23 protein-coding genes are annotated in these 24,416 nt (G+C 52.6%); 8 read left to right on the top strand and 15 right to left on the bottom strand.

Translation table 11 applies throughout. The annotated features are described in order from the left end of the window. Positions 1-38: 38 nt before the first annotated feature. Genes nifU through OCV63_RS08220 form a run of 3 tightly spaced genes read right to left on the bottom strand, consistent with a single transcriptional unit; the run spans position 39 to position 2,162 of the window. Positions 39-482, bottom strand: coding sequence for a Fe-S cluster assembly scaffold protein NifU (gene nifU, locus OCV63_RS08230; RefSeq protein WP_158363365.1), 444 nt, complete (start codon positions 480-482; stop codon positions 39-41). Between the two features lie 17 nt (positions 483-499). Continuing rightward, positions 500-1,681 (bottom strand): cysteine desulfurase NifS, encoded by a 1,182-nt coding sequence (gene nifS / locus OCV63_RS08225; protein ID WP_158363364.1) that lies wholly within the window; start codon positions 1,679-1,681, stop codon positions 500-502. A gap of 19 nt (positions 1,682-1,700) precedes the next feature. After that, positions 1,701-2,162: an RrF2 family transcriptional regulator gene (locus OCV63_RS08220; RefSeq protein WP_158363363.1), complete on the bottom strand. Its 462-nt coding sequence runs from the start codon at positions 2,160-2,162 to the stop codon at positions 1,701-1,703. Between the two features lie 127 nt (positions 2,163-2,289). Here OCV63_RS08220 and OCV63_RS08215 point away from each other — a divergent pair, with 127 nt between their 5' ends. Together OCV63_RS08215 and OCV63_RS08210 are read left to right on the top strand one after the other, a co-directional pair. After that, a complete protein-coding gene (locus tag OCV63_RS08215; RefSeq protein ID WP_262670721.1) occupies positions 2,290-3,618 on the top strand; it encodes a putative polysaccharide biosynthesis protein in 1,329 nt (442 codons plus the stop codon). Positions 3,619-3,869: 251 nt separating this feature from the next. Next, entirely contained in the window at positions 3,870-4,898 is a 1,029-nt protein-coding gene (locus OCV63_RS08210; protein ID WP_158363361.1) for a 3-deoxy-7-phosphoheptulonate synthase, read from the top strand. A gap of 114 nt (positions 4,899-5,012) precedes the next feature. Here the strand turns inward: OCV63_RS08210 and xerD are convergent, their stop codons facing one another. From xerD to OCV63_RS08155, 11 genes are all read right to left on the bottom strand, one after another. Beyond that, positions 5,013-5,885 (bottom strand): site-specific tyrosine recombinase XerD, encoded by an 873-nt coding sequence (gene xerD / locus OCV63_RS08205; protein WP_158363360.1) that lies wholly within the window; start codon positions 5,883-5,885, stop codon positions 5,013-5,015. A 225-nt stretch (positions 5,886-6,110) separates the two neighbouring features. Beyond that, a complete protein-coding gene (locus OCV63_RS08200) occupies positions 6,111-6,704 on the bottom strand; it encodes a stage II sporulation protein M (RefSeq protein ID WP_158363359.1) in 594 nt (197 codons plus the stop codon). A gap of 77 nt (positions 6,705-6,781) precedes the next feature. Then, entirely contained in the window at positions 6,782-7,579 is a 798-nt protein-coding gene (gene proC, locus OCV63_RS08195) for a pyrroline-5-carboxylate reductase (RefSeq protein WP_158363358.1), read from the bottom strand. Positions 7,580-7,704: 125 nt separating this feature from the next. Then, complete coding sequence (rny, locus tag OCV63_RS08190; protein ID WP_470365368.1) at positions 7,705-9,213, bottom strand: ribonuclease Y; 1,509 nt, start codon at positions 9,211-9,213, stop codon at positions 7,705-7,707. Between the two features lie 142 nt (positions 9,214-9,355). Further along, on the bottom strand, positions 9,356-9,895 hold the full coding sequence (locus OCV63_RS08185; protein WP_158363356.1) for a regulatory protein RecX: 540 nt from the start codon (positions 9,893-9,895) through the stop codon (positions 9,356-9,358). Next, positions 9,870-10,958 carry a recombinase RecA gene (recA, locus tag OCV63_RS08180; RefSeq protein WP_158363355.1) on the bottom strand — a complete coding sequence of 363 codons (1,089 nt, stop codon included), beginning with the start codon at positions 10,956-10,958 and terminating at the stop codon, positions 9,870-9,872. The genes OCV63_RS08185 and recA overlap by 26 nt, the downstream gene beginning before the upstream one ends. Positions 10,959-11,252: 294 nt before the next feature. Further along, positions 11,253-12,059, bottom strand: a complete 807-nt coding sequence (locus tag OCV63_RS08175; RefSeq protein WP_262670720.1) for a M15 family metallopeptidase — start codon at positions 12,057-12,059, stop codon at positions 11,253-11,255. A gap of 11 nt (positions 12,060-12,070) precedes the next feature. After that, positions 12,071-13,156: an aspartate-semialdehyde dehydrogenase gene (asd, locus tag OCV63_RS08170; protein WP_158363354.1), complete on the bottom strand. Its 1,086-nt coding sequence runs from the start codon at positions 13,154-13,156 to the stop codon at positions 12,071-12,073. A gap of 124 nt (positions 13,157-13,280) precedes the next feature. Continuing rightward, positions 13,281-14,189, bottom strand: a complete 909-nt coding sequence (locus OCV63_RS08165; protein ID WP_158363353.1) for a DUF6092 family protein — start codon at positions 14,187-14,189, stop codon at positions 13,281-13,283. Between the two features lie 87 nt (positions 14,190-14,276). After that, complete coding sequence (locus OCV63_RS08160) at positions 14,277-15,227, bottom strand: AEC family transporter (RefSeq protein ID WP_158363352.1); 951 nt, start codon at positions 15,225-15,227, stop codon at positions 14,277-14,279. 114 nt (positions 15,228-15,341) lie between these two features. Beyond that, positions 15,342-17,024, bottom strand: a complete 1,683-nt coding sequence (locus tag OCV63_RS08155) for an OPT/YSL family transporter (protein ID WP_158363351.1) — start codon at positions 17,022-17,024, stop codon at positions 15,342-15,344. Between the two features lie 248 nt (positions 17,025-17,272). On the opposite strand from OCV63_RS08155, the gene OCV63_RS08150 reads away from it, so the two are divergent. The 5 genes from OCV63_RS08150 to OCV63_RS08130 all read left to right on the top strand — a co-directional run bounded on the left by OCV63_RS08150 (position 17,273) and on the right by OCV63_RS08130 (position 21,800). Then, on the top strand, positions 17,273-18,211 hold the full coding sequence (locus OCV63_RS08150; RefSeq protein WP_158363350.1) for a DUF1177 domain-containing protein: 939 nt from the start codon (positions 17,273-17,275) through the stop codon (positions 18,209-18,211). Positions 18,212-18,335: 124 nt separating this feature from the next. Beyond that, complete coding sequence (locus OCV63_RS08145; RefSeq protein ID WP_158363349.1) at positions 18,336-19,010, top strand: AroM family protein; 675 nt, start codon at positions 18,336-18,338, stop codon at positions 19,008-19,010. Between the two features lie 59 nt (positions 19,011-19,069). Further along, positions 19,070-20,011, top strand: a complete 942-nt coding sequence (locus OCV63_RS08140) for an aminopeptidase (protein ID WP_158363348.1) — start codon at positions 19,070-19,072, stop codon at positions 20,009-20,011. Positions 20,012-20,033: 22 nt separating this feature from the next. After that, the gene (locus OCV63_RS08135) at positions 20,034-20,690 is read left to right on the top strand and encodes an aspartate/glutamate racemase family protein (protein WP_158363347.1); all 657 of its coding nucleotides are present in this window, start codon (positions 20,034-20,036) and stop codon (positions 20,688-20,690) included. Between the two features lie 27 nt (positions 20,691-20,717). Next, a complete protein-coding gene (locus OCV63_RS08130) occupies positions 20,718-21,800 on the top strand; it encodes a DUF917 domain-containing protein (RefSeq protein ID WP_158363346.1) in 1,083 nt (360 codons plus the stop codon). Positions 21,801-21,894: 94 nt separating this feature from the next. On the opposite strand, the gene OCV63_RS08125 is transcribed toward OCV63_RS08130, so the two are convergent. Further along, positions 21,895-22,914, bottom strand: coding sequence for a zinc-dependent alcohol dehydrogenase (locus OCV63_RS08125; protein WP_158363345.1), 1,020 nt, complete (start codon positions 22,912-22,914; stop codon positions 21,895-21,897). Between the two features lie 301 nt (positions 22,915-23,215). On the opposite strand from OCV63_RS08125, the gene tnpB reads away from it, so the two are divergent. Further along, complete coding sequence (gene tnpB / locus OCV63_RS08120) at positions 23,216-24,313, top strand: IS200/IS605 family element RNA-guided endonuclease TnpB (RefSeq protein ID WP_158363344.1); 1,098 nt, start codon at positions 23,216-23,218, stop codon at positions 24,311-24,313. Positions 24,314-24,416 lie beyond the last annotated feature (103 nt).

The raw sequence follows: 24,416 nt of genomic DNA, 5'->3' as shown, positions 1-24,416 counted from the left end.
GCGCAACACACATTTTCTATGCTAAGGCAGGATCGGTTTTAGTAGTCCTCGCCCTCTTCTTCCTCGCCCTCATGGATATCAGACTTCGGCTTCTTCAGACCCTCGATCTTGATACCGTGCTTCTCTGCGTAATCCCAGAGTGCTGCGTGAATGGCCTCCTCTGCAAGCAAAGAACAGTGAACTTTCACAGGGGGAAGTCCGTCCAGAGCTTCCATAACGGCCTTGTTGGTAACCTCCAGAGCCTGCTGGATGGTCTTGCCCTTTACCAGCTCGGTTGCCATGCTGCTGGTAGCCACTGCGGCGCCGCAACCGAAGGTCTTGAATTTACAATCCTGGATGACGCCGTTGTCGTCGATGTCCAGGTACATCCGCATGATGTCTCCGCATTTTGCATTGCCGACGGTGCCTACACCACTGGCGTTCTCTATCTCTCCTACGTTACGGGGATGCTGAAAATGGTCCATTACTTTTTCGCTGTACATACTTTATTTCTCCTCTATTATTTATTTTTCTTAACGAAGTCCTCATAAAGCGGTGACATGCTTCTCAGTCTGTCGATGATCCGCTTTAAGTTCTCCACTACGAAGTCCAGATCCTCTTTCGTAATCTCCTCGTTCAGGGTCAGACGCAGGGAACCATGAGCAATCTCATGGGGCAGGCCGATGGCCATCAGCACATGGGACGGATCCAGGGAGCCGGATGTGCAGGCGGAACCTGAGGAACCGCAGATACCTTCCATGTCAAGCATGATAAGCAGGGATTCGCCCTCGATGAACTGGAAACTGAAGTTCGCATTGTTCGGAAGACGGGTGGTTCTGTGACCGTTCAGTCTGGTGTACGGAATCTCCTTCAGAACGCGGTCAATCAGGTAATCACGCAGCTCGATTTCCTTATCGGTACGCTCCTTCATGGTAGCCATGGCGCGCTCAGTGGCCTTGCCCAGTCCTACGATACCCGGTACGTTCTCGGTGCCTGCACGCCGCTTGCGCTCCTGGGCTCCGCCATGGATAAAGGAACGAATCTTCACACCTTTTCGGATATACAGGAAGCCGATACCCTTGGGTCCGTTCAGCTTGTGGCCGCTGGCGCTCAGCATATCGATATGGTACTCATCTACGTTAATCGGAACCTGACCGAAGGCCTGTACCGCGTCGGTATGGAACAGAATGCCGTGCTCATGGGCAATTTCACCAATCTCTTTGATCGGCTGAATGGTTCCAATCTCATTATTTGCAAACATCACGGAAATCAGGATGGTCTCCGGACGGATGGCTTTCTTCAGCTCGTCGATCTTAACCACGCCATTTTCATCTACGGGCAGGTACGTAATCTCGTAGCCATGCTTCTCCAGCCACTCACAGGTGTGCAGAATCGCGTGATGCTCAATCTTCGTAGTAATAATGTGGTTTCCCTTGCTCTTATATGCCTCTGCAGTGGCCTTCAGCGCCCAGTTATCGGACTCACTGCCGCCTGCAGTGAAGTAGATCTCCTCGGTCTGCGCGCCTAAAGCGTTCGCAATAGTCTCTCTCGCTTCTGTGATGGCCTTTTTACTCTCGCCGCCCAGGCTGTATACGGTAGAGGGATTGCCGTAATGTTCTGTGAAGTATGGCAGCATCGCCTCTACGACTTCCGGCGCCGTCTTGGTAGTCGCCGCGTTATCCAGATAAATTAATTTCTTCATGGTGATATCTCCTTCTTTTTTAGATGCAGCAGGACGTATTTTCATCGATCCCGGCTTCTTCTTTCATGCTCCTGCTTTCTTCTACCAGCTGATCCAGCTTCATCTCGTCCACCGTCCGGTTAATGCTGTCATTAATCTTCTGCCAGACGTACTTGGTCACGCAGAACTCGGAGCCGTCGCAGGAGTTTTCCTCCTCCAGGCCCGGGCATTTCACCGCGTCCAGGCTTCCCTCCAGCGCCCGCAGGATGTCTCCCACAGAAATCTCAGACGCCGGTTTGGCCAGCTTGTAGCCGCCGCCCGCGCCCCTTACGCTCGTCACCAGTCCGGCTTTCCGCAGCTTCGCAATCAGCTGCTCCAGATAGCTCTCTGATATATTCTGTCTGGCGGAAATACTGGCGATGGAAACCGTCTCATTTTCACTGTACAGGGCTAAATCAATCAACGCGCGAAGTCCATATCTTCCTTTTGTTGACAATTTCATGTTGTCACCTCGCATTAAATTCCGAGCATTTTTGTCGGATTTCAGTTTTGATAATATCACTCAATAGGGGTTCTGTCAAGCAGGATTTTACCATATATTACTTATAATTTTCATTTGGGAGATCCACATGAAAAAAACGCTTCACCCGCTGATTTCAGGCACACTGCTCCTGACCGCCGCGGGCCTTACGACCCGTCTCATCGGCTTTTTCTATAAAATATTCTTAAGCCGCACCATCGGTGCCGAGGGCATCGGTATCTATCAGATGATTTTTCCCATCTACGGGGTCTGTTATGCGCTGACCACCTCCGGGGCCGAGATCGCCGTTTCCCGCTTCGTCTCCCGGGAAAATGGGGCCGGGCGGCGGCGAAGCGCCCGGCTTGTGCTGACGATTGGGCTTGGCCTCTCTCTTGGGCTTGCCATCCCCACTGCTTTCCTTCTCTATGCAAATGCAGCCTTTCTGGCGCGACACATTTTACAGGAAACGCAGACGGTGCAGCTTCTTCAGATTATGGCGCTCACGATTCCCTTCGGAGCCTGCCATTCCTGCATCTGCGGCTATTATTACGGCTGTAAAAAGCCGGCGGTTCCGGCGGCGGCCCAGCTTTTTGAGCAGTTATCCCGGGTGAGCGCCGTGTTTCTCATTTACCGGGTGTCCAGTGAGCAGGGGCGAAGTTTGTCTCCGCTAACTGCCGTTGTCGGGCTGGTCATCGGAGAGTTCGCGTCCATGCTCTTCTGTGTCTTTTTTGTCTCCGGCGAGTACGCTTCCCCCGGAAAATGGGCGGACGGCCCCGCCGCTCCCTCGCCCCTTTCCCTGGCCCGGCAGATGTGTTCCCTGGCTCTCCCGGTCACCGGCAATCGGCTCTGCATGAATCTGCTGGCCAGTGCCGAATCCATCCTGCTGCCCCTCTGCCTCCAGCAATATGGCCTGTCCGCGGAACAGGCCTTAAGCGTCTATGGGACTCTGTCCGGTATGGCGCTGTCCTTTATCCTCTTTCCCAGCGTCTTGACCGGGGCGCTGTCAGTCATGCTGCTGCCCTCCGTGTCCGAGTCCCAGGCCGCCGGGGAGAACGCCAAGCTCTCCCGCACAGTCCGAAAGACCGTATCCTTCTGCCTACCCCTCGGCATCTGCTTTACAGTCCTTTTTCTTCTGTTCGGGCGCTTTCTCGGCAGCTTTTTCTTTCGGAGCTCCCTGGCCGGGGATTTCATCATCACCCTGGCCTGGATCTGTCCGTTCCTGTATCTGAATCATACTCTTCACAGTATCCTTAACGGTCTTGGACGCACCGGAACCGGGTTTTTCAATAATCTGATTGGGATTTTGATTCGTATTCTCTTCGTATTGGGGTGCGTGCCGCGGTTTGGAATACAGGGATATCTGTGGGGATTACTGACTGGGCAGCTTATCGTCTGTGGGATGAATCTGGAGGCTTTAAAGGAATACCTACATAATTAATGTAAATTTTTCGTGACTTTTAAGACTCCTTGTATTATGATATAAACAGTTCGGCGCGCAGCAGAGTGCAAAGACAGGCATGGGCAAATTCATTTGACCATGGCTGTGTTTGCACTCTGATATGGACAGAACGCCTATACAGCCACAGACAGGAGCTGTGTCAGCAGCGGATAGCTCGCTTGCGAGCGGGTCCGCGGCCTGCCCGCCGAACGTCCGTCATCACAATATCTACAAACGAGGAGTTATGAAAAATGGCATTCGATTTCAAACAAAAGCTGCCCACCCCCCAGGAAATCCGTGAACTCTATCCGGTTCCTGCTCATGTGGCACAGATAAAGAAAGAGAGAGACGAAGAAATCCGTAAAATTTTCACCGGCGAATCCGACCGATTTATCGCCATCATCGGGCCCTGCTCCGCAGATAACGAAGAGTCTGTCTGCGACTATGTGCGCCGTCTGGTCCGGGTTCAGGAAAAGATCAAGGACAAAGTCTTAATCATCCCCCGGATCTACACCAACAAGCCCCGTACCACCGGCGACGGCTACAAGGGTATCATGCATCAACCGGATCCGGAAAAGAAGCCGGACCCGCTGGCAGGCATCATCGCCCTGCGCCATATGCACATCCGTGCCATCGAGGAGACCGGAATGACCGCTGCCGATGAAATGCTGTACCCGGAGAACCTTCCCTATGTAGAGGACTTCCTTTCCTATATCGCCATCGGCGCCCGCTCCGTGGAGAACCAGCAGCACCGTCTGGTATCCAGCGGCATCGACATTCCGGTAGGCATGAAGAACCCCACCAGCGGAGACTTTTCTGTTATGCTGAATTCCGTCCATGCGGCGCAGAATGGCCATTCCTTTATCTACCACGGCTGGGACGTCCAGACAGACGGAAATGACCTGGCTCATGTGGTTCTGCGGGGCGCTGTCAACGAGCGCGGCGTATCCCTGCCCAACTACCATTACGAGAACCTGCGGAACCTCTGCAATCTCTACGCCCAGAGAGAGCTGAAGAATCCGGCCTGCATCGTAGACGCCAACCACAACAACTCCAACAAGCAGTTCAAGGAGCAGATCCGTATCGTCAAGGAAGTGCTGCACAGCCGTACCTGCGCCGACGATATTCGAAAGCTGGTGAAGGGCGTTATGATCGAAAGCTATATCGAGGAAGGCAACCAGGGTATCCACGATCACATCTACGGCAAGTCCATCACCGACGCCTGCCTGGGTTGGGAGGATTCTGAAAGACTGCTCTATGAGATCGCGGAGCGGTGCTGATTTTAAAATGATTTTTCTGAGAGGAGACGTATTTTGCGGGCTCCTCTTTCCTATAGAGCAAAAAAGAGATTCCTGTGATATATTTTCCAGGAATCTCTCATCATTTATTCTATATTATCCTCTCGGATGCGCCTTCGCGTATATCTCTCTTGCCCGGGCTGCGTACATCATGGTCGTGGAAATATCGGAATGCCCCAGCATCTCCTGTACCATATGCAGATCCGCGCCGTTCTCCACCAGATGTGCCGCAAAGGAATGGCGAAGGGTATGGGGCGTAATCTCCATCTCGATACCCGCCTGCTTCACATACTGCTTCAGGAGCTTCCAGAAGCCCTGACGGCTCATGCCCTCGCCAGAACAGTTTGGAAACAACATTTCACACTTCTTATCGCCCAGCAGCTGGCCCCGTGCTTCCTTCAGATAGCGCTCCAGCGCCTTTTTGGCCTTGGGTCCGAAGGGAATCATTCGCTCCTTGTTCCGATCCCGGCATACGATATAATCTAGCTTCCAGTTCACATCGCTCAGCTTCAGGGAAATCAGCTCCGTCACCCGGATTCCCGTGGCATAAAGCAGCTCCAGCATGGCCGAATCCCGCAGTCCCTTAGCCGTCCGATCCCCCGGCTGCTCCAGCAGACGCTCCATCTCTTCCACAGACATAATCTCCGGAAGCTTCTTTTCCACCTTCGGGGCCTTCAGCTTCTCCGCCGGATCGGAACTGATGCTTCCTTCTTTCCAGAGATACAGATAAAAGCCCTTCATGGACGCGATATTTCTCGATACCGTCGCCGCAGACATTCCATTTTTTTCCAAGTCCAGAATATAGGAATTCAAGGCTGTCTCTGTCACCTCATTTGCCTCCTCCACCTTCTGCTTCTGGAGGAAATGCATCATTTTCATCAGATCCCTCTGATAAGAAAGCTCCGTATTCCGGGACGTCTTTTTCACATTATGTAAATAAGACATGAATCCTTTAATCTCTTGTTCCATATATCTGCGTGCCCCTCAGCTTCTGCTTACCCTGTCGTAATCCGCCCATTCCGCCTTTTGGGCGATGGGCTTGTAAAGTACATTATAGTAAGAAATCGCCAGAAAAGCAATGATCTTTTTTTCGAAAAATGCCGTAAATTCAAGGGTTTTTACGTTTCCTCCACAATATCTGGTTTTCTTTTCCCGCCATTCCACCAAATCTTGTAAAGATTACGTAAAATAATTTTAAATATTTTTCAAAACCGCCCTCAAAAACAGGGGATTTACATAACTTTCGAGCAGGGAACCCAAGAAAAACAGGAAAAATCCCAGCAACCAGACCAACAGATAAGAAAGCAGCTGTCCCCTGCCGCCGCTGTATCGACTGCATCTCCTCCACTCCCGGTTCTCCGACATTTCCGATATTTTGCGGAAGATCCAGGCCGCAGCCGGTACATACAGGACCAGCTGTGGGAGACCGGAGGCCAGGCAAATCAGAATACCAGAGAAGCCCAGTTTCATGGCGGCCGTAGTCATCGTAATTCCCAGGGATATGCCCACCCAGGCCAGAGCCAGCAACGAGGCTGCGGTTCCGAAGAAGGTAAAACCCGTCAGCCACAGCAGAGTGAAGGCACTCATGCGAGATTTCAGGATATACAGAAAAAGTTCTCCGGAGGCGAATTCTACCTGCTGGTACTTGGAAAAAAAGTAACGGCTGAGCAGGGTTGTCTCATGGACTACCGGCCGGCCAAACAGAGCCATATAGAGAACGCCCGCCGCAAATCCCGTCAAAAAAACCGGCAGAAATTTTCCCCGGATACCTGATAACTGCTTCCACATAAAACCAAACCTCCCATATACTAATCAGTGTATGAGAGGTCTGTCTGATTCATACGAGCTTATTTACGCGCTTTTTTCTACTTGATTCCCTCGGACTTCTCGTAGCAGGCCTCACAGGCCTTCAGAATCGCGCCCCGAAAACCTGCGCTCTCCAGCGCCGCCACACCTGCGATGGTGGTGCCGCCCGGAGAGCACACCTTATCCTTCAATGCAGCCGGATGCTCGCCGGTCTCCAGCACCATCTTCGCCGCTCCGGCCACCGCCTGGGCTGCGAAAGCATACGCCTGGGCTCTCGGGAGGCCAAACTGCACCGCGCCATCCGCCAGTGCCTCAATGAACTGGTACACATAGGCCGGAGAGCTTCCGCTGGCGCAGACCACCGCGCTCATGAGCCGCTCCTCCACGTCCGCGTACTTTCCCACTGCCCCGAAGATCCGGTGTACCATATCAATTTCGTCCTGGCTGAACTCCTCCGCGTCGTAGGACAATCCGGTCATTCCCTCACCGATCAGGGCCGGCGTGTTGGGCATAGCCCGCACGATTCTCCGGTCGGAGCCAAGGGTTTCCTTCAGGCTCGCGATGGTGATACCCGGTGCCAGGGAAATGATCACGTGATCCGGCGTCACTGCATAGCGGATCTGCTTTAATACGGTGGGATAATACTGGGGCTTCACCGCCAGCACCACATATTTACAGTTATTGGCGCACTCGGCGTTGGACTCGGCATATACCACCTGCGTCTCCGCGTGAACCCGGAGCTTGGTCTCCGAAGTCTTCGCCGTAAAAATCAGCTTTTCAGCAGGGAATTCTTTCAGTACGCCTTTCAAGAGAGCGTAACCCATATTTCCCATTCCGATGAATCCTATCTCTGCCATATGTAACTGCCTCCTTTTTCATCAACTTCTGTTCAAAATCTGACCGGAATCCGAGTGAAATTCATTCCCAGCCCACTTGAAATTCCATCGAAAAAGGATGCCGCTTCGCAACATCCTTCGTCTTTTTATTTTGCGTAATCTGTTACTCTGCTTTCGCGGATAACATTTACCTTGATCTGACCCGGATATTCCAACTCAGCCTCTATTTGCTTGGAAATATCTCTTGCCAGCAGTACCATGCTGGCGTCATCTACCTGATCCGGAACTACCATTACACGAATCTCTCTACCTGCCTGAATTGCAAAAGACTTGTCTACGCCCTTAAAACCATTGGCGATATCCTCTAACTGTTTTAACCGATTTGTATACGTCTCCAACGTCTCTCTGCGGGCACCCGGACGGGCTGCGGAAATGGTATCTGCCGCCTGTACCAGACATGCAATCAGAGATGTCGGTTCTGTATCACCATGATGTGATTCTACCGCATTGATAACAATCGGTGATTCCTTGTACTTTCTGCACAAGTCAGCACCAATCTGAATATGAGATCCTTCTACCTCATGGTCAATGGATTTACCGATATCATGAAGCAGTCCGGCACGCTTCGCCATGCGGACATCCACACCGACCTCGCCGGCCAGAAGGCCTGCCAGATGGGCTACTTCGATGGAATGCTTCAATGCATTCTGACCATAGCTGGTACGGAACTTCATTCTTCCCAGAAGCTTTATCAGCTCGGGGTGAATTCCATGGACGCCAACCTCGAGAACGGCTGCCTCGCCTTCCTCGCGGATCATGGTTTCCACTTCCTTCTGCGCCTTCTCTACCATCTCTTCGATGCGGGCCGGATGGATACGTCCGTCCACGATAAGCTTTTCCAGCGCAATCCTTGCCACTTCGCGGCGAATGGGGTCAAAGCCTGACAGAATGACTGCCTCCGGAGTATCGTCGATGATCAGATCGATCCCAGTCAATGTCTCAAGGGTACGGATATTCCGTCCCTCCCGACCGATGATTCTTCCCTTCATTTCGTCATTCGGAAGCTGTACCACGGAGATCGTCGTCTCTGCCACATGGTCTGCAGCACACTTCTGAATCGCCGTTACTACATATTCCTTTGCCTTCTTGTCAGCTTCTTCTTTTGCTCTGCTCTCCATTTCTTTGACGAGCATCGCGGTTTCATGTTTTACTTCGTCTTCAACAGTCTTTAATAAATAATCTTTTGCCTGTTCGGAGGTAAGGCCAGAGATTCTTTCCAGTTCCTGTACTCTTTTTTCCTGAAGCTTATTGACCTCAGCAACCTGCTTTGCCAGCTTCTCTTCCTTGGCCGCATAGCTCTGCTCACGGCGTTCCAGGGCGTCAGACTTCTTGTCCAGAGTTTCCTCTTTGGCAAGCACTCTGCGCTCATAACGCTGCAGCTCCGCTCTGCGTTCCTTTGTTTCTTTTTCCAGCTCGTTCTTTGTCTTCAGTGATTCTTCCTTCGCCTCCAGCAAAGCCTCTCGCTTGGATCGTTCTGCGACCTTCAGTGCGTCATCAATGATCTCTCTTGCCTTTTCTTCCGCATTGCCTACCTTCTTCTCGATGGTATTCTTGCGTACGGCAGAGGTCACAAGAGCCGTCACTACGATGCACACAACCGCAACGATTATAAGAACATAAAACGGCACAGGAGCACCTCCTTATTTAATTTTCATTGTACAAATATAACCTGTTTGACACGCTTATTTTTATAAGTTTTGCCGATTAGGAATAGCATACAACATTTAAATTTTATACTTAATTTAACGTTCTGTCAAGTAATAGTTCGGTCAGGATATCCGAACTGCGAAAGCCACGGCGCATCAGGAACTGATAGAAGCGCCTCAGCTCGCTCTGATCCGCTGCCGCCGGATCGATATGCTTTTTTTCCATCCAACGTCGGATCTGCTCCCGCTCGTCCTGGGGTTCCGCTTCCTCCCGGGCCGCTTCCAGTACTGCCTTGGAGACGCCTTTCTTATAGAGCAACTCCTGCTCCACCTGGCGGCTGCTCCTGACCTTTCCCCGGCTGTTCAGGTAATTGACAGCGTAACGGTGATCGTCGATATAGTGATAGCTCTTCACATACTCCACCGCCGCATCCACCACCTCGGGCAGATAATTCTTCGCTAACTTGTCCCTCAGCTCCTGCTCGGTACGATCAGAGCGCTCCAGAATATGAAGCACTCTGCGTTTGGCCCGGTTCAGATCGCCGGATTTCTCTGGCTTCTTGTCATACTCTTCCCCGTGATTCTCTTCTGTATGTTCCCGGTAATTACTTCTCTGCTGTCTCTGCCGCATTCTTCTTTCCTGCCGCCTCTGTCTTTTCCTTCTTTACCTGCTCAGCCTTCTCCCCGTCGGTCTCGGTGCTGTCCAGGCCGAAGCCCTCGCGGACTCTCTCCTCGATCTCATGGCAGATCTCCGGATTCTGCTTCAGGAACTGCTTGGCGTTCTCACGGCCCTGGCCGATCTTGTCGCCTTCGTATGCGTACCATGCGCCGCTCTTATTCACCACTCCGGTATTCGCTGCCAGATCCAGGATGTCACCCTCCCGGGAGATACCCTCGCCGAACATGATATCAAACTCTGCCTCTTTGAAAGGCGGAGCGATCTTATTCTTCACCACGCGGATACGGGTCCGGTTACCCACCATCTCGCCGCCCTGCTTCAGGGTCTCGATACGCCGTACATCCAGACGGATGGAGGAGTAAAACTTCAGCGCCCGTCCGCCGGTGGTCACCTCCGGATTGCCGAACATAACGCCCACCTTCTCACGCAGCTGGTTGATGAAGATCACGGTACAGTTGGACTTGCTGATTACCGCGGTCAGCTTCCGAAGGGCCTGGGACATCAGGCGGGCCTGCAGACCCACATGGGAATCTCCCATATCGCCTTCGATCTCAGCCTTGGGAACCAGTGCCGCTACAGAGTCCACGATGATGATATCCACTGCGCCGGAACGAACCATGGTCTCCGCGATCTCCAGGGCCTGCTCGCCGTTATCCGGCTGGGAAATGTAAAGATTGTCAATGTCTACGCCGATATTCTTCGCGTATACCGGATCCAGGGCGTGCTCCGCGTCAATGAAGCCCGCGATACCGCCGCGCTTCTGTACCTCCGCTACCATATGAAGAGCCACGGTAGTCTTACCACTGGACTCAGGACCGTATACCTCGATGATACGTCCCTTCGGGATACCGCCCAGTCCCAGAGCCAGATCCAGGCTCAGACAGCCGGTGGGGATGGTCTCGATCTGCATATTCGCTCCCTTGTCTCCCAGCTTCATGACAGAACCCTTTCCGAACTGCTTCTCAATCTGCGCCAGTGCCGCGTCCAATGCTTTCTGCTTTTCTTCCTTTACCATATCTTCTCCTTTATTCCGTACCTGCTCTATTTCAATATTCCAAACGTTTGTTTTCGAATATTTGTTCGCTTTTCAGGTACTATCTTATTATACTTTTCTTCTTCTGTCAAGATAAAATATTTTCTTTCGTAAAAAGGGAAATGCGGAGAGAGCTTCTCCGTGACAGCGGATGTCCGCTGTCTGAAGCATAGCACAACTTTCCCCTCCCCGTCAATGCCTTTTCTGTAGATACCCACAGCAACTTGTTCCGCGGAATCATGCCTGCGGGCAGTGACCGGCAGTGCGCCTCTCTTCCTACTTCTGGAAATGCTGATAATCCTGCATACTCTTCCACCTGCCGCCCCAAGTGAAGCCGTGGGCGTCAAAGAGCTTCAGGCACAAATCGCCGTCCCCTCCTATCTTATAGGGGAACTCGGCGCTCCGGTCCGCGTAGGGCTCGCTTCCGGCCGGAGAGCTGTGCTTTACGCCGTCCGGGTAGGTCACGTAAGGATTATAGAAGGGATTGATGTCGATGGCCATGCCCAGGGCGTGCCTGGACAGCTTCGTGCTTCCGGCCACCACCCGGTAGTTGAAGCAGGATGTGTTATTGTCGGCCACGGCCAGATCATCGTCACCGCCGTATTCGTCGATCAACAGCATCTTCTCGATGGGATACTGATTTTCGTAAAGTTCCTGAAAAATCTCCAGGATCTCATCCGCGATGGCCCCATTCGTGATCAATTCGCCCACATGGGTCTCGTCGTCGAAACCATAGTAAAGCAGGCGCAGATACCGCAGGTCTTCGCGGCCGATATTGTCATTTTCCACATAGGAAATGCCATCGATACGGTCGAAGACTTCATCAGGAATGGGCCCGGCTGTGAACAGTTCGTCGATCTCCGCCTCGCTCAGCGCCTTATCCACAACCGTGCCAGACGGGCAGGTGTGGTAATCCACCGTGAAACTGTCTTCTGTCTCCGCTATTGCCTCATCTTCCGAAGCGTTCTCATTTTCCATATTCTGCTCTGCATCGGACATATCCTGTCCCTTACATCCGCCGCATAACAGGCAAATGGCCATTCCTGCGGCAGAAATGACCATTTTTACACCTTTTTTATTCATTTTCATAAATCTTATTTCGCTGTGATAAAGCCCTGTGCCTTCAGAAGCTCTGCGCACAGAACGGCTCCGCCTGCTGCGCCGCGGACGGTGTTGTGGGACAGGCCCACAAACTTCCAGTCGTATACGCTGTCCTCGCGGATTCTTCCGATGGAGACCCCCATGCCTCTCTCATAGTCCACGTCCAGCTTCACCTGGGGACGGTTGTCCTCGGTCATATAGCGGATAAACTGCTTCGGAGCGCTGGGAAGTTCCAGCTCCTGGGGCGCGCCCCTGAAGCTCTCCAGCTTCTCGATGAGCTGCTCCTTCGTCGGCTTCTTGCGGAACTTTACGAATACCGCTGCGGTGTGGCCGTTCAGAACCGGCACACGGATACACTGGCAGGTAATCACCGGCTCCTTCGCCAGCTTGATCTCGCCATCCTCATATTTTCCAAGGACACGAAGGGGCTCCTTCTCACTCTTCTCTTCCTCGCCTCCGATGTAGGGAATGATGTTCTCCACCATCTCAGGCCAGTCCTTGAAGGTCTTGCCTGCGCCGGAAATCGCCTGGTATGTGGTAGCGACTACCTCGTAGGGCTCGAACTCCTCCCACGCTTTCAGGGCCGGGGTATAAGACTGGATCGAGCAGTTCGGCTTTACGGCGATGAAACCGCGTCTGGTACCAAGACGCTCCTTCTGCTTTGCGATAATCTGTACGTGATCGGCGTTGATCTCCGGGATGATCATCGGAACATCCGGTGTCCAACGATGAGCACTGTTGTTGGAGACTACCGGAGTCTCTGTCTTCGCGTAAGCTTCCTCTATGGCACGAATCTCGTCCTTGGTCATGTCAACCGCGCTGAACACGAAGTCCACGCCGGCCGCTACTTTCTCGACCTCATTGACATTCATAACAATGATATCCTTTACGGCCTCCGGCATCGGAGTATCCATCTTCCAGCGACCTCCCACTGCGTCCTCGTAACGCTTTCCTGCGCTACGCTCACTGGCTGCGATGGTCACTACCTCGAACCACGGATGATTCTCAAGCAAAGAAATAAATCTCTGTCCTACCATTCCGGTACCGCCCAGGATACCTACCTTAAGCTTCTTACTCATTTTTCATATTCTCCTCTTTATAAATGTCTTTTTTCTGCGGACATTTGTATGTCTTTCAAAAGACTACCGCAATTTTTTCGAAATTGCAAGCCTTTTTTCGCTTTCTTTCAGCCTTTTTTACCGCTTAATCCGAAAGGAGATCCGTAGCCTGTGCCGCAGCTTCCCCAAGCATTTCGCAAAAGCCCTCCGGATCGGTCATATTTTTGCCCTTTCCGGCGTCGATAAGCGCTGTCAGTTCTCCGAAGACCGCTCCGCCATAGGCGTCACCCAGCATCCCAGCCAGACGTCTCGAAGACTCAATGAGGCGTAAGGGACCGTACATTTGTGGTTCCCCGGGCAGGCCCGCCGCACTGGTGATCATGTAGATCAGCAGATCCTGCAGTTCTTTCTTATTGAAATGCTCTGCCTTGGAATTGCGGCTTTCTGCAAGCGTTGCCGTCTTCAGAGCTTTTTCCGCCGTACTCGGACTGTCTGTCTCCTTTTCCGGCTTCTTGTCTGCTGCTTCTTCTGCCTGTCCCTCCCAGGCATTCCAGAACAGCACCTCCTCCATGGGTTTCCGCTTCGGCGTTCTGGGTTCTCCCTCCGGCCAGCCCAGAGAAATCAGGATCTCCAGCCGCATAGTATCCGGCAAGTTCAAAAGCTTGTGTACCGCTTTATCATTATAGCTTTTGATGGCGCATGTACCAAGCCCCAAATCCGCCGCCTTCAGCATCAGATTTTCCGCCGCCATGGACGCGTCCATCATCAGGCCGTAGACCAGGCTGTTCTTGCTGCCCCGGCGCTCCACCTCGGCCAGGTCGCTGGCGATGGCAATGATCACCGGAGGCTTGCCGGACAGCCCCGGGCTAAAGGAGTCGATGTCCCGCACCAGCTTCGGATCATCCGCCACAAAGAAACGCCAGGCCTGTAGATTGCTGGCGGTGGGAGCCAAGGCCGCGGCTTTTATGAGTTCTTCCAAAATCCCCCTGGAAACCGGTTTGTCCGAGAATTTCCGGATACTTCTTCGTTTTTCGATTACTTCTGTCAGTTGCATATGATTTTCCTCCTATATACAAGCGCTTCCATCTTCGCGTGTGCGCCTGGATGAGGCGCTTTCTTTCTCTGTGTATGTGGTATGCTTTTACCGAAACAGCGCCGAGGTCAGAAACAGCAGCGGAATCGTCACCATACAGCAGATGGTCGTCACAAAGACCGCCGTGGAAGCATAGTCCTCATCCAGCCCGTACTGGCCCGCTATCATACAGCTGGTGGTCATGGAGGGCGCGCCCGCTATCAGCATCAACACCACCCGCTCGGTCTCGGGCAGAATCGGCCCGGTCAGAATGTAAATCAGAAGCGGCACTGCGAAAAGCTTGGTCAGCGCCAGCATCCACAGAGTTTTCAGGCAGTGCAGGCTTCCTTTTTTCAGGAAGCAGATGGTGCAGCCCACATAGATAAGTCCCAGGCTGTAGCTAATATTGCCCACGTTCGTACAGACCTCCAGCACCGAACCCGGCAGGGTCACCGACAGGGAATTCAGGGTCAGAATCAGCACGATGGACACCAGGATCGGGTTAAACAGCCGTTTCGCCAGAATCCGGTACCAAGGCTCGCCGTCCTTCTCGACACCCCGGGTAAAGAAATAGAGTCCCAGGGTCCAGACCATCATGGTGTCAATGGCTGAGCAGATGGGAATGTACTGTTGTCCGTTCTCCGGCGTGTACAGAGCCATCAGGATCGGGATAACCACAAAGCCGTAATTGCCGCCGATCATACAGCCCACATGCACATTCGAAGTGGTGGGCCGGATTTCGGCCAGCCTGACGCACAGAAGACCCACTGCGGCCAGCAGCACATATCCGGCCATCTGACAGAGCACGATGCCATGGAAGCCCGCCAGATCGCCCCAGGTGGTTCCCCTCTGACACAGAAGCGATATGGTCAGACAGGGCAGCACCACTTTAATCAGAAAGGCCGACAGGGAGGGCAGGCAGCTTTTGGGGAAAATTCCCAGTTTTGAAATGGTAAAGCCTAATGCAATCAGCAGAAAAAAGCTGATGAGCTTGGGTGCAATAATAATAAAATAATCCATGCCTTATTTCCTCGCAGAAATCTCTGAAATATCATAAAAAAGAGAACCCCGTCCGACAGACGGACCAGATTCCCTTTTTCTATAGATTCAGGCTTTTTTATTATGTAACGCCTATCAGTCTTTCTTTCCTACCAGTCCCAGAGTAGCGGTGAAGAAGCTGTAGATAGCAGCTCCTGCCAGTGCGCCTGCACCCAGGATGTTGAGGGTCTGCTCGTTCTCTTTGTTGGCACGGACAGCAACCAGACGGATAATCAGACCAGCTGCGATGGTCAGGCCGTTGATGATATTACCTACCAGAAGTCCGGTAGCGAACAGGATACCCAGCTGACGCTTTCCGCCAAGGAGCTGAATGATAGCGCCCGGGATAGCCCAGATAAGAAGCCATTTTGCGATTTCTCCGCTTGCTCCCGCGTCAATGGTAGCTACGAAGGTATTGGATACTGCTACAAACAGTCCCTGTCCGAAGTACTTATTTGCGAAGAAAGCAACCATTACAAACGCTACGGCAAAGCCCATGAGCTCTGCAAAGAACTGCTGCTTACGTCCCTCTTTCTCAAGCTCCGGATTTGCTCCTCTTCCTCTTAAAATGTAGCCGCACTTTAAGTCGTACGCCATATCAGAGAAGCAGGGGCCGGTGGCTGCAGTAAAGCCTACCAGCAGGCCAAGCGCCAGCTTCGGGAAGCCAAGAAGCATGCCGACAATCAGGAAAATCAGGGCTGTCGCAAATCCCGGGAACCATCCGGAATACATGGCGGAGATACCTACGATCAGCTCGGATGCCTCAGCAGCGAATGCTGCGAAGATCAGCCAGAGGATGAACTGCGGTACGCTCATCTTGGTGATGATGCCGCCTACGACTGCAAGGAACAGAGCGATGACCAGGTATGCGCCGAAGCCCACGCCCAGGGTCTTCTTCATATGCTCGTTGCTTACCACATTGGTGGTATCCACTGTCTTGGTACCCTTGCTCTTCTTGAACAGGGCGATACCGCACTGTACCAGGGAAATGATACCGGCGCCGATCATAACACCGTGCGCCATATACTGCAGTGAAAGGTGATCTGTATATACAAAGCCCTCGCCAAATGCATTGGTTACGAAATTAAACGCGTGTCCGAAGATAGAGAAGGAGAAGCCGTTTACCTTCAGGACGCCGATAACCAGGGAACCTGCTGCCAGAGCGGCCATGGCTCCGAAATCACCAAACCAGGATACTCCCAGAAGATCCATGGGAAGTCCTGCGATCTTACCTACCCAGCCAAGGCCAATACCAACCAGAAGAAGGACGGCCTTTTTACCTTTCTCGATAACTGCCAGGATGGAATCTGCCGCTGCCACTCCGGGCGGCCATGCGCCCTCTGCCGGGAACATCTCAGATCCGAAGCAGTTGTAAAGGATGGTCGCGTCTACACAGGTAGCCAGCATCACGCCGATCAGCATGGGGAACATCAGCTCCGGATATCCCATGATAACCGGAATACCAATCGGAAGAATCATACAGTTCGCAGCGGAGAATGTAGCTGCGGAAATGGATGTCTGCAGCAGATTCTGTCTGTGGATACTGCGGTATTTTCTTAAAAATGCCACCGGAATTCTGGAAAGAAGAATGGCAAACAGTGCTCCGATGATGGAGGTGTTCGGGGTTACTCCTGTACGGACAATCAGCTCCAGGCCGATGATACATCCTACGACTGCCAGCGGAAGTCCCAGAATCATTACCTGGGGATCCCACGCCTTCGGATGCTCGGCTGCTGAAATTGACTGCTGTTTTTTCAGTTCAGGATTTTCATTTGTCATATTATCAGCTTCCTTTCTAAAAAAAGCTATGACGCAGGCATCCCGTTCCTATGCCCGTTCATAGCTCGTGATATTTTTATCATACTCCCACTTTCCAGCTGTGTCAAGCTAAAGTATTAATGTTTCTTAAACTTTCTTAATTTTTCATAAATTTTCAGGAAACTTATCTTTCTTTCCAAATCAGTTGCTTTTCCATAGAAAATGAGGTATGATCTATCTGAATATAAATCACTTTAGGAGGAAACACCATGCTTATTAAACAGATTATGGAAGTGTTTGACGTACTTGACAGCAGTACGGTAGACGGCGCAGCCGTTAAAAAATATCTGCAGTCCGTAAATCCTGAGGCCAACGTGGAAGTCTATCCGCTGGAAGGACCGAAGGGCAGCACTGACATGGTAAAGGTCCGCATCCCGGGTACCAACGGTAAGTCCAAGGGCGGCTCTGCTCCGACCATCGGTCTTCTGGGACGTCTGGGCGGTATCGGCGCGCGTCCGGAGATGATCGGCTTCGTATCCGACGGCGACGGCGCGCTCTGCGCTCTGGCTGTAGCAGCCAAGCTTCTGGATATGCAGACCAAAGGCGATTACCTGGAGGGCGACGTATTTGTCTCCACACAGATCTGCCCCCACGCTCCGACTGCTCCCCACAAGCCGGTTCCCTTCATGGGATCCCCAGTGGAGATGTCCCAGGTCAATAAGGAAGAAGTCAGCCCCGAGCTGGACGCTATCCTGACCGTAGACACCACCAAGGGCAACCGTGTCATCAATACCAGAGGCTTCGCTATCTCCAACACCGTAAAAGAGGGCTGGATTCTTCGCGTATCCGAGGATCTGCTGGAGATCATGCAGCGTACTACCGGTCAGCTGCCCTATGTATTCCCGCTGAGCATGCAGGATATCACACCTTACGGCAATGACGTATACCATCTGAACAGCATTCTGCAGCCCTGCACCGCTACCAAGGCGCCGGTCGTAGGCGTGGCTATCACCACCGAGACCATGGTTCCGGGCTGTGCTACAGGCTCCAGCCACTTTGCAGACGTGGAAGAGGCTGCACGCTACATGATGGAGGTTGCCAAGTCCTTCGGCCGCGGCGAGGCAAGCTTCTATGATGAAAAGGAATACGAACGTCTGGTGAAGCTGTACGGCAGAATGGATCAGCTTCAGACTCTCGGAAACGAATAAATTATTTTGTACACGAGGAGGCGGCCGCATACTCTGCGGCTGCCTTTGTTCTGTAATAGAGAATTTCCCTGGAATCTCCTGTTACAGAACCATTTATCACATTTTATTTAGGAAGGATGATCTTATGAAAATCGGAGCAATCACCATCGGACAGGCCCCCAGAGTGGACGTGACCTGTGACATCATGGATATCTTCGGTGGCAAGATTGAGCTGCTGCAGCGGGGCGGCCTGGATGGTCTGACCCGTGAAGAAATTGAGAAGTTCAAACCGGAGGGCGACGACTATGTACTGGTATCCAGACTTACAGACGGCTCTTCCGTCACCTTCGCCGAAAAGTACATTCTCGGCAATCTTCAGAAGGGCATCGATGCGCTGGAGGCCGCAGGCGTGAAGCTCATCATGGTATTCTGTACCGGAAGCTTTCCGGAAAGTCTGACCTCCCATGTCCCCATGGTCTTCCCCTGTGACATTCTGCATAAAGTCGTGCCTCTTCTGACCCGCACCTCCCATATCGCCGCTGTCACACCGTCTCCGCTCCAGTTAGAGCAGAATAACCAGAAATGGAGCGGCTATGTGAAAGAGTGTACCAGTGTGGCTGCTTCCCCCTACGGTGAGTGGTCGGATCTGGAAAAGGCAGCCGAGGAAATCAGCCACATGGACGACGTGGACCTGGTGGTTCTGGACTGCATCGGCTTCACCCAGAAGATGAAAGAGATGTTCGCGGAAAAAACCGGCAAGACCGTGGTTCTGCCCCGTACGCTGCTGGCCCGGGTGATTTCCGAAGTAACCGACGTCTAAAACATGATTTTCTATGTCATACCATTTATAATAGGTAATTACACAAAGGAGTATCTGAAATGGAACTGAAAGAAATCGCAAAAAATGTCATGGTATCCTGCCTGGCTGTAAAGCCCACCGAGGATGTACTGATTATCACCGACGACAGCCGCCTCACCATCGGCACCGCGCTCTACGAGGGAGCCAAGGAGCTGGGCTGCGAGGCTCTGCTGATGGTTATGAAGGAGCGCGAGCTCTCCGGCGAGGAGCCGCCCCGTACCGTAGCGGAGGCCATGAAGGCCGCAGACGTGGTGATCTGCCCCACCGCCAAGTCCCTGACCCACACCAACGCAAAGATCGAAGCTCAGAAGACCGGCACCCGCGTGGCTACCATGCCCGGCATCACCGAGGAGATGTTCGGCGCAGGCGCCATGACTGCGGATTACGACGAGGTCCTGAAGCTCACCGGCAAGGTAACTGAACTCCTCACGAAAGCAAAGAAGGCTGTCATCCAGAAGGACGGCTGCACCCTGACCCTGAACTTGGATGGCCGTGACGGCGTGCCCAGCCCGGGCGTATACCGGGAAGCCGGCCAGTGCGGCAATCTGCCCTCCGGCGAGGCTTACATTGCTCCCCTGGAGGACGGCGTCAACGGTGAAATGATCGTGGACGGCTCCATGGTCGGCATCGGCAAGCTGGACGCTCCCCTGAAGTTCGTGATCAAAGACGGCAAGCTTCAGTCCATCACTGGCGAGAAGAGCGAGATGTTAGATGTCCTTCTGGCCAATGAGAACAACAGCACCGTAGCGGAGCTGGGTATCGGCACCAATGAGGCTGCTATCCTGAACGGCATTATCCTGGAGGATGAGAAGGTGTACGGCACCGTGCATGTGGCCTTCGGTACCAATACTTCCTTCGGCGGCGTCAACAAGGCAGACTGCCATATGGACGGCATCATTCTGAAGCCGACCCTGTATCTGGACGATACACTGGTCATTAAAGATGGAGAATTCCAGATCTGAGAAAGACAATGAGGTGATTCGTATGGAAAAGAAACCATTTCGGGTCGGCCTGATCCGTGTGCTGACCTCTGACGATCCGCATTTCGTAGATATGCACGGCCAGATTATCATGGACCATTTTCCGGGCATCCAGGTAGAAAGCCGCTGTATCCCGGACCAGTGGGAGGGCATCCACAGCCATGAGCTGGAGCTGATTGCCGTTCCGAAAATTGTAGAGCTGGCAAAAACCTTCCAGGACAAGGATATGATTATTGTGAGCTGCGCCGATGATCCGGGCGTAGCAGAGATCCGCGAGGCTCTTCCGCATATGTCCGTAACCGGCGGCGGCGAAACCACCGTTGCCCTGGCAGGCAAATACGGTGAGAAAATCGGCCTCCTGGGTATTACCGACTACGCGCCGAGAGCTTACCGCAAACTGCCCAAAGACCGTCTGGTAGCCGTGGAGAAACCGGAGGGCGTAAACAGCACGCTGGATCTGATGACCGACGAAGGCCGGAAGAACTGCGTAGCCTGCGCACGGAAAATCAAGGATATGGGCGCGGACGTCATCGCCCTGGGCTGCACCGGTCTTACCACCATCGGCATCGCAAAGCTGCTGGAGCAGGAAGTGGGACTTCCGGTCATCGACCCGGTACTGGCGGAAGGTACCTTTGCCTTCTTCGAATCTATCCGCAAATAAAACGACATCCACAGAAAGGGAACAACTATGATTTATCTGACAAAAGAATTGTGTGAACAGGCCCTGATGGGCGGCCTTCTTCTGGGAGGCGGCGGAGGCGGTACCCTTACAGCCGGAAGAGAAGCTCTGGAAGAGACCTTCAAGCACACAGACAAACTTACCATGTTGGACGTCAGCGAACTGAAGCCCGACGATGTGATAGTGAATGTCTCCACTCTGGGCGCGCCCTCTGCCATGGGCGTTCATCTGAGCGCCGAGCACTGGATGACTGCCCTGAAGAATTTTGAACTGAACTACGGCAAAAAAATCGCAGGCTTTACCTCCTGCGAAAACGGAGCCATCTCCACAGCCAACGGCTGGGTTATCTCCGCTCTCACCGGCATTCCTCTGGTGGACGCGCCCAGCAACGGACGGGCCCATCCCACCGGAACCATGGGAAGCATCGGACTGAATCTGCTGCCGGATTATCAGACTACCCAGTCTGCCTGCGGCGGAACCGGAGCCCGCTACCTGGAAACCGTTGCAAAGGGAGCCTTAAATTCCACCTCCCATGTAATCCGCCAGAGCGCTGTAGCCGACGGCGGTATGGTAGGCGTTCTCCGGAATCCGGTTACTGTGGAATATCTAAAGAAGAACGCCGCGGTAGGCGCTATTTCCCAGGCTCTGGATATCGGAAAAGCCTTCAGCCAGTGTAAAAACGGCGCTGAGTTTGTAGCCTTCCTGGAGGAGCACTACGACGCGAAGGTTCTGGCCAAAGGCAAGATCACAAACTACGAGCTGAAGATGGACGGCGGCTACGATATCGGACATCTGGACGTAACCGGCGAGGAGGGCAGCGTAAGCTTCACCTTCTGGAACGAATACATGCTGGCAGAGCAGAACGGACAGCGCGCCGCTACCTTCCCGGATCTCATCTGTACCCTGGACGCCGCTACCGGAGAGGCCATCTCCACAGCCGAGGCAAAGGACGGCATGGACGCCTACGCCATCGTGATTCCCAAAGAGAAGCTGATTCTGGGCGCAGGCATGCACCAGAGAGAGCTGTTCCAGGAAGTGGAGGATCTCCTTCACAAGGACATGGTCGCATGCAATGACGGCTTGTTTGTATAGTATATAATTTCCAATTTTTAAATCAATACGGGCAGATTTCCAAAATTCAGATAGAATATGGAAATCTGCCCGTATTATTTTTTCAACAACTTTCTTATTCGTTCAGCATAACCGCTTTCACCGCATGCGCTTTATCCGTCAGGAATTCCATGATACCCTCCGGCGCCTTTTCCAGCGGGAAGGTATGGGTAATGAGCGGTTTTACATCTACGATTCCCGCCTTCACCAGATCCAGGCAATGGGGGAAATAGAGAGCCGGAATCGCGTTGGATCCCCGGATCTGCAGCTTGTTCAGATGAACAATATTGGAATCAAAGGTTACCATAGCGCCGGGGCCGTAGCTGATACCCAGAAACGCCACAATGCCGCCCACGTTTGCCACCTTTACCGCTTCGGCTATGGTGACGGGCGGCGTGGTAACCAGCACCCGGTCTACGCCTCCCCGGGGGAACGGATAATCCGTCAGCTCCATCTCATCGGTGAGAATCACATCGGTGGCCCCGAATTGTTTTGCCAGCTCTATCTTCTTCTGGTTTGCCTTATGCTCTGCCACATAGATATTTCTTGCGCCGGAGGCTTTCGCCATCTGCAGGGCCATCAGGCCGATGGCTCCGCAGCCCATCAGCAATACGTCCTGTCCCAGATGGATATCCGCAGTCAGAATCAGGTCTGCCGCCACGCCCATGGGCTCCAGGAAGCAGGCTTCCCGATCCTCCAGATCCGTAAAGGGCACGCAGAGAATCGCCGGGACAATGGTCTTCTCCGCAAAGCCCATTCCCGTATGCTCCATGGTCATATAGTTGGGGCCCTCGGTATCCAACTCCGGATGTCCGTTCCGCGCGTAATCCGAAATGGGATCAAAGATGGAGGTCTCCACTACCACACGGTCTCCCACCTTTACATTCTTTACGCCATGTCCGACCTTTTCTACCACGCCGGCAAATTCATGTCCGAAGGGCTGCCATTCTTCTCCGGCATAGCCCGCCAGAATCTTGTCGTGTCCGCAGAATCCGCAGGCCTTTACTCCCACAAGTACTTCTCCGGCCTCCGGCTCCCGCACCTCTACCTCGCGGATTTCAAATTGATTTTTTGCTTTCAGATACGCAGCTTTCATGTTTCCCTCTCCTTTATGTCTTTTCTATTTTGCCTATAAATTTCTCTCTTTTTGTTTCCTTTTTATCCCAATATGTCGTAACCCCCCTTGCTTCGGCTATGGGGATATAAGACACGTCCATCGAATTTACGCAAGTAATTGAGATGGACAACTTTCTTTTTCTTCTATATATTTTTTAGTTAAATGAAAAACTAAATTCCACTTAAAATCCTACTTAAAATCCTCGACTTCCCTACGCAAATGTGTTACTATATATTTAGAACATTTGTTCTTGATGCATGAATGTACAACAGGTGGTCTCATGGTCAAAGGCGTAAAACTCCGGGCTTACCCGACTAAAGAACAGCAAAACCTCATAAATCGTACCTTTGGGTGCAGCCGATTGATTTACAACAAAGGACTGGCCATGCGGGACGCTGCCTACAAAGCCGGCGAAAAGATTGGCTATAACCAGACTTCCGCCATGCTGACCGGGCTTAAAAAGCAGGAGGACTATGCCTTTCTGAAGGAAGTAGATTCCATTGCACTGCAGCAGTCCCTTCGGGATCTGGATCGTGGTTTTAAAAACTTCTTTGCCAAACGTGCAGCCCATCCGCAGCTTAAAAGCAAGCATGACCACCACCAGACCTACCGGACCATGAACCAGACCAACAGCATCCGGATTTCCGGCAGGTATATCAAGCTTCCGAAACTCGGATATGTCAAGATCCGCCAGTCCATGGAAATCGGCCACATCAACCATGCCACCATTGAGCGGACGGCTTCCGGAAAATACTTCGTCGTCCTCAACGTGGATTTCGAGCCGGAACCCCGACCCAATGCCGGTGGACAGGTTGGCCTTGACGTCGGCATTAAGGCATTCTACTCCGATAGCAACGGCAATACGGTCTCCAATCCGAAGTATCTGGAGAAGTCCGCCAGGAAACTTGTCCGGGAACAGCGGAAGCTTTCACGCAAACAGAAAGGCTCCGGCAACCGTAATAAACAGCGGATAAAGGTAGCCCTCGTCCATGAAAAGATCACAAATCAGCGGAATGATTTTCTTCAGAAGCAGTCAACCATGCTGGTGCGCGATAACCAAACCATCTGCATTGAAGACCTGCGCATAAAGGGAATGCTCCGCAATCACAAGCTGGCCAGAGCGCTTTCCAGTGTATCCTGGGCAAGTTTCTTTTCCATGCTCGAATACAAGGCTTCCTGGTACGGTAGTGAAATCATCAAAGTACCTACCATGTATCCAAGCAGTCAGCTCTGCTCATGCTGCGGATATCAGAATCCCCTTGTAAAAAATCTGGCTGTCCGCCGTTGGGAATGTCCCGTCTGCCATGCCGTACATGACAGGGATATTAATGCAGGACTTAATATCCTGAACAAAGGGCTGCAGATGCAGTCAGCCTAAATAATAAATACAGACTGCACCGTAGGGCATACGGGAACAGTATAATCTAGCTTGTGGACACTGTGTAAGACATTGAAATACCGCATGGTATCATCCAATGCAG

Origin of the sequence: Laedolimicola ammoniilytica (assembly GCF_025567165.1) — a bacterium.
Taxonomy (GTDB): domain Bacteria; phylum Bacillota; class Clostridia; order Lachnospirales; family Lachnospiraceae; genus Laedolimicola; species Laedolimicola ammoniilytica.
The sequence above is the reverse complement of the archived record's forward strand: the minus strand, read 5'-3'. Positions and strand labels throughout refer to the sequence as shown.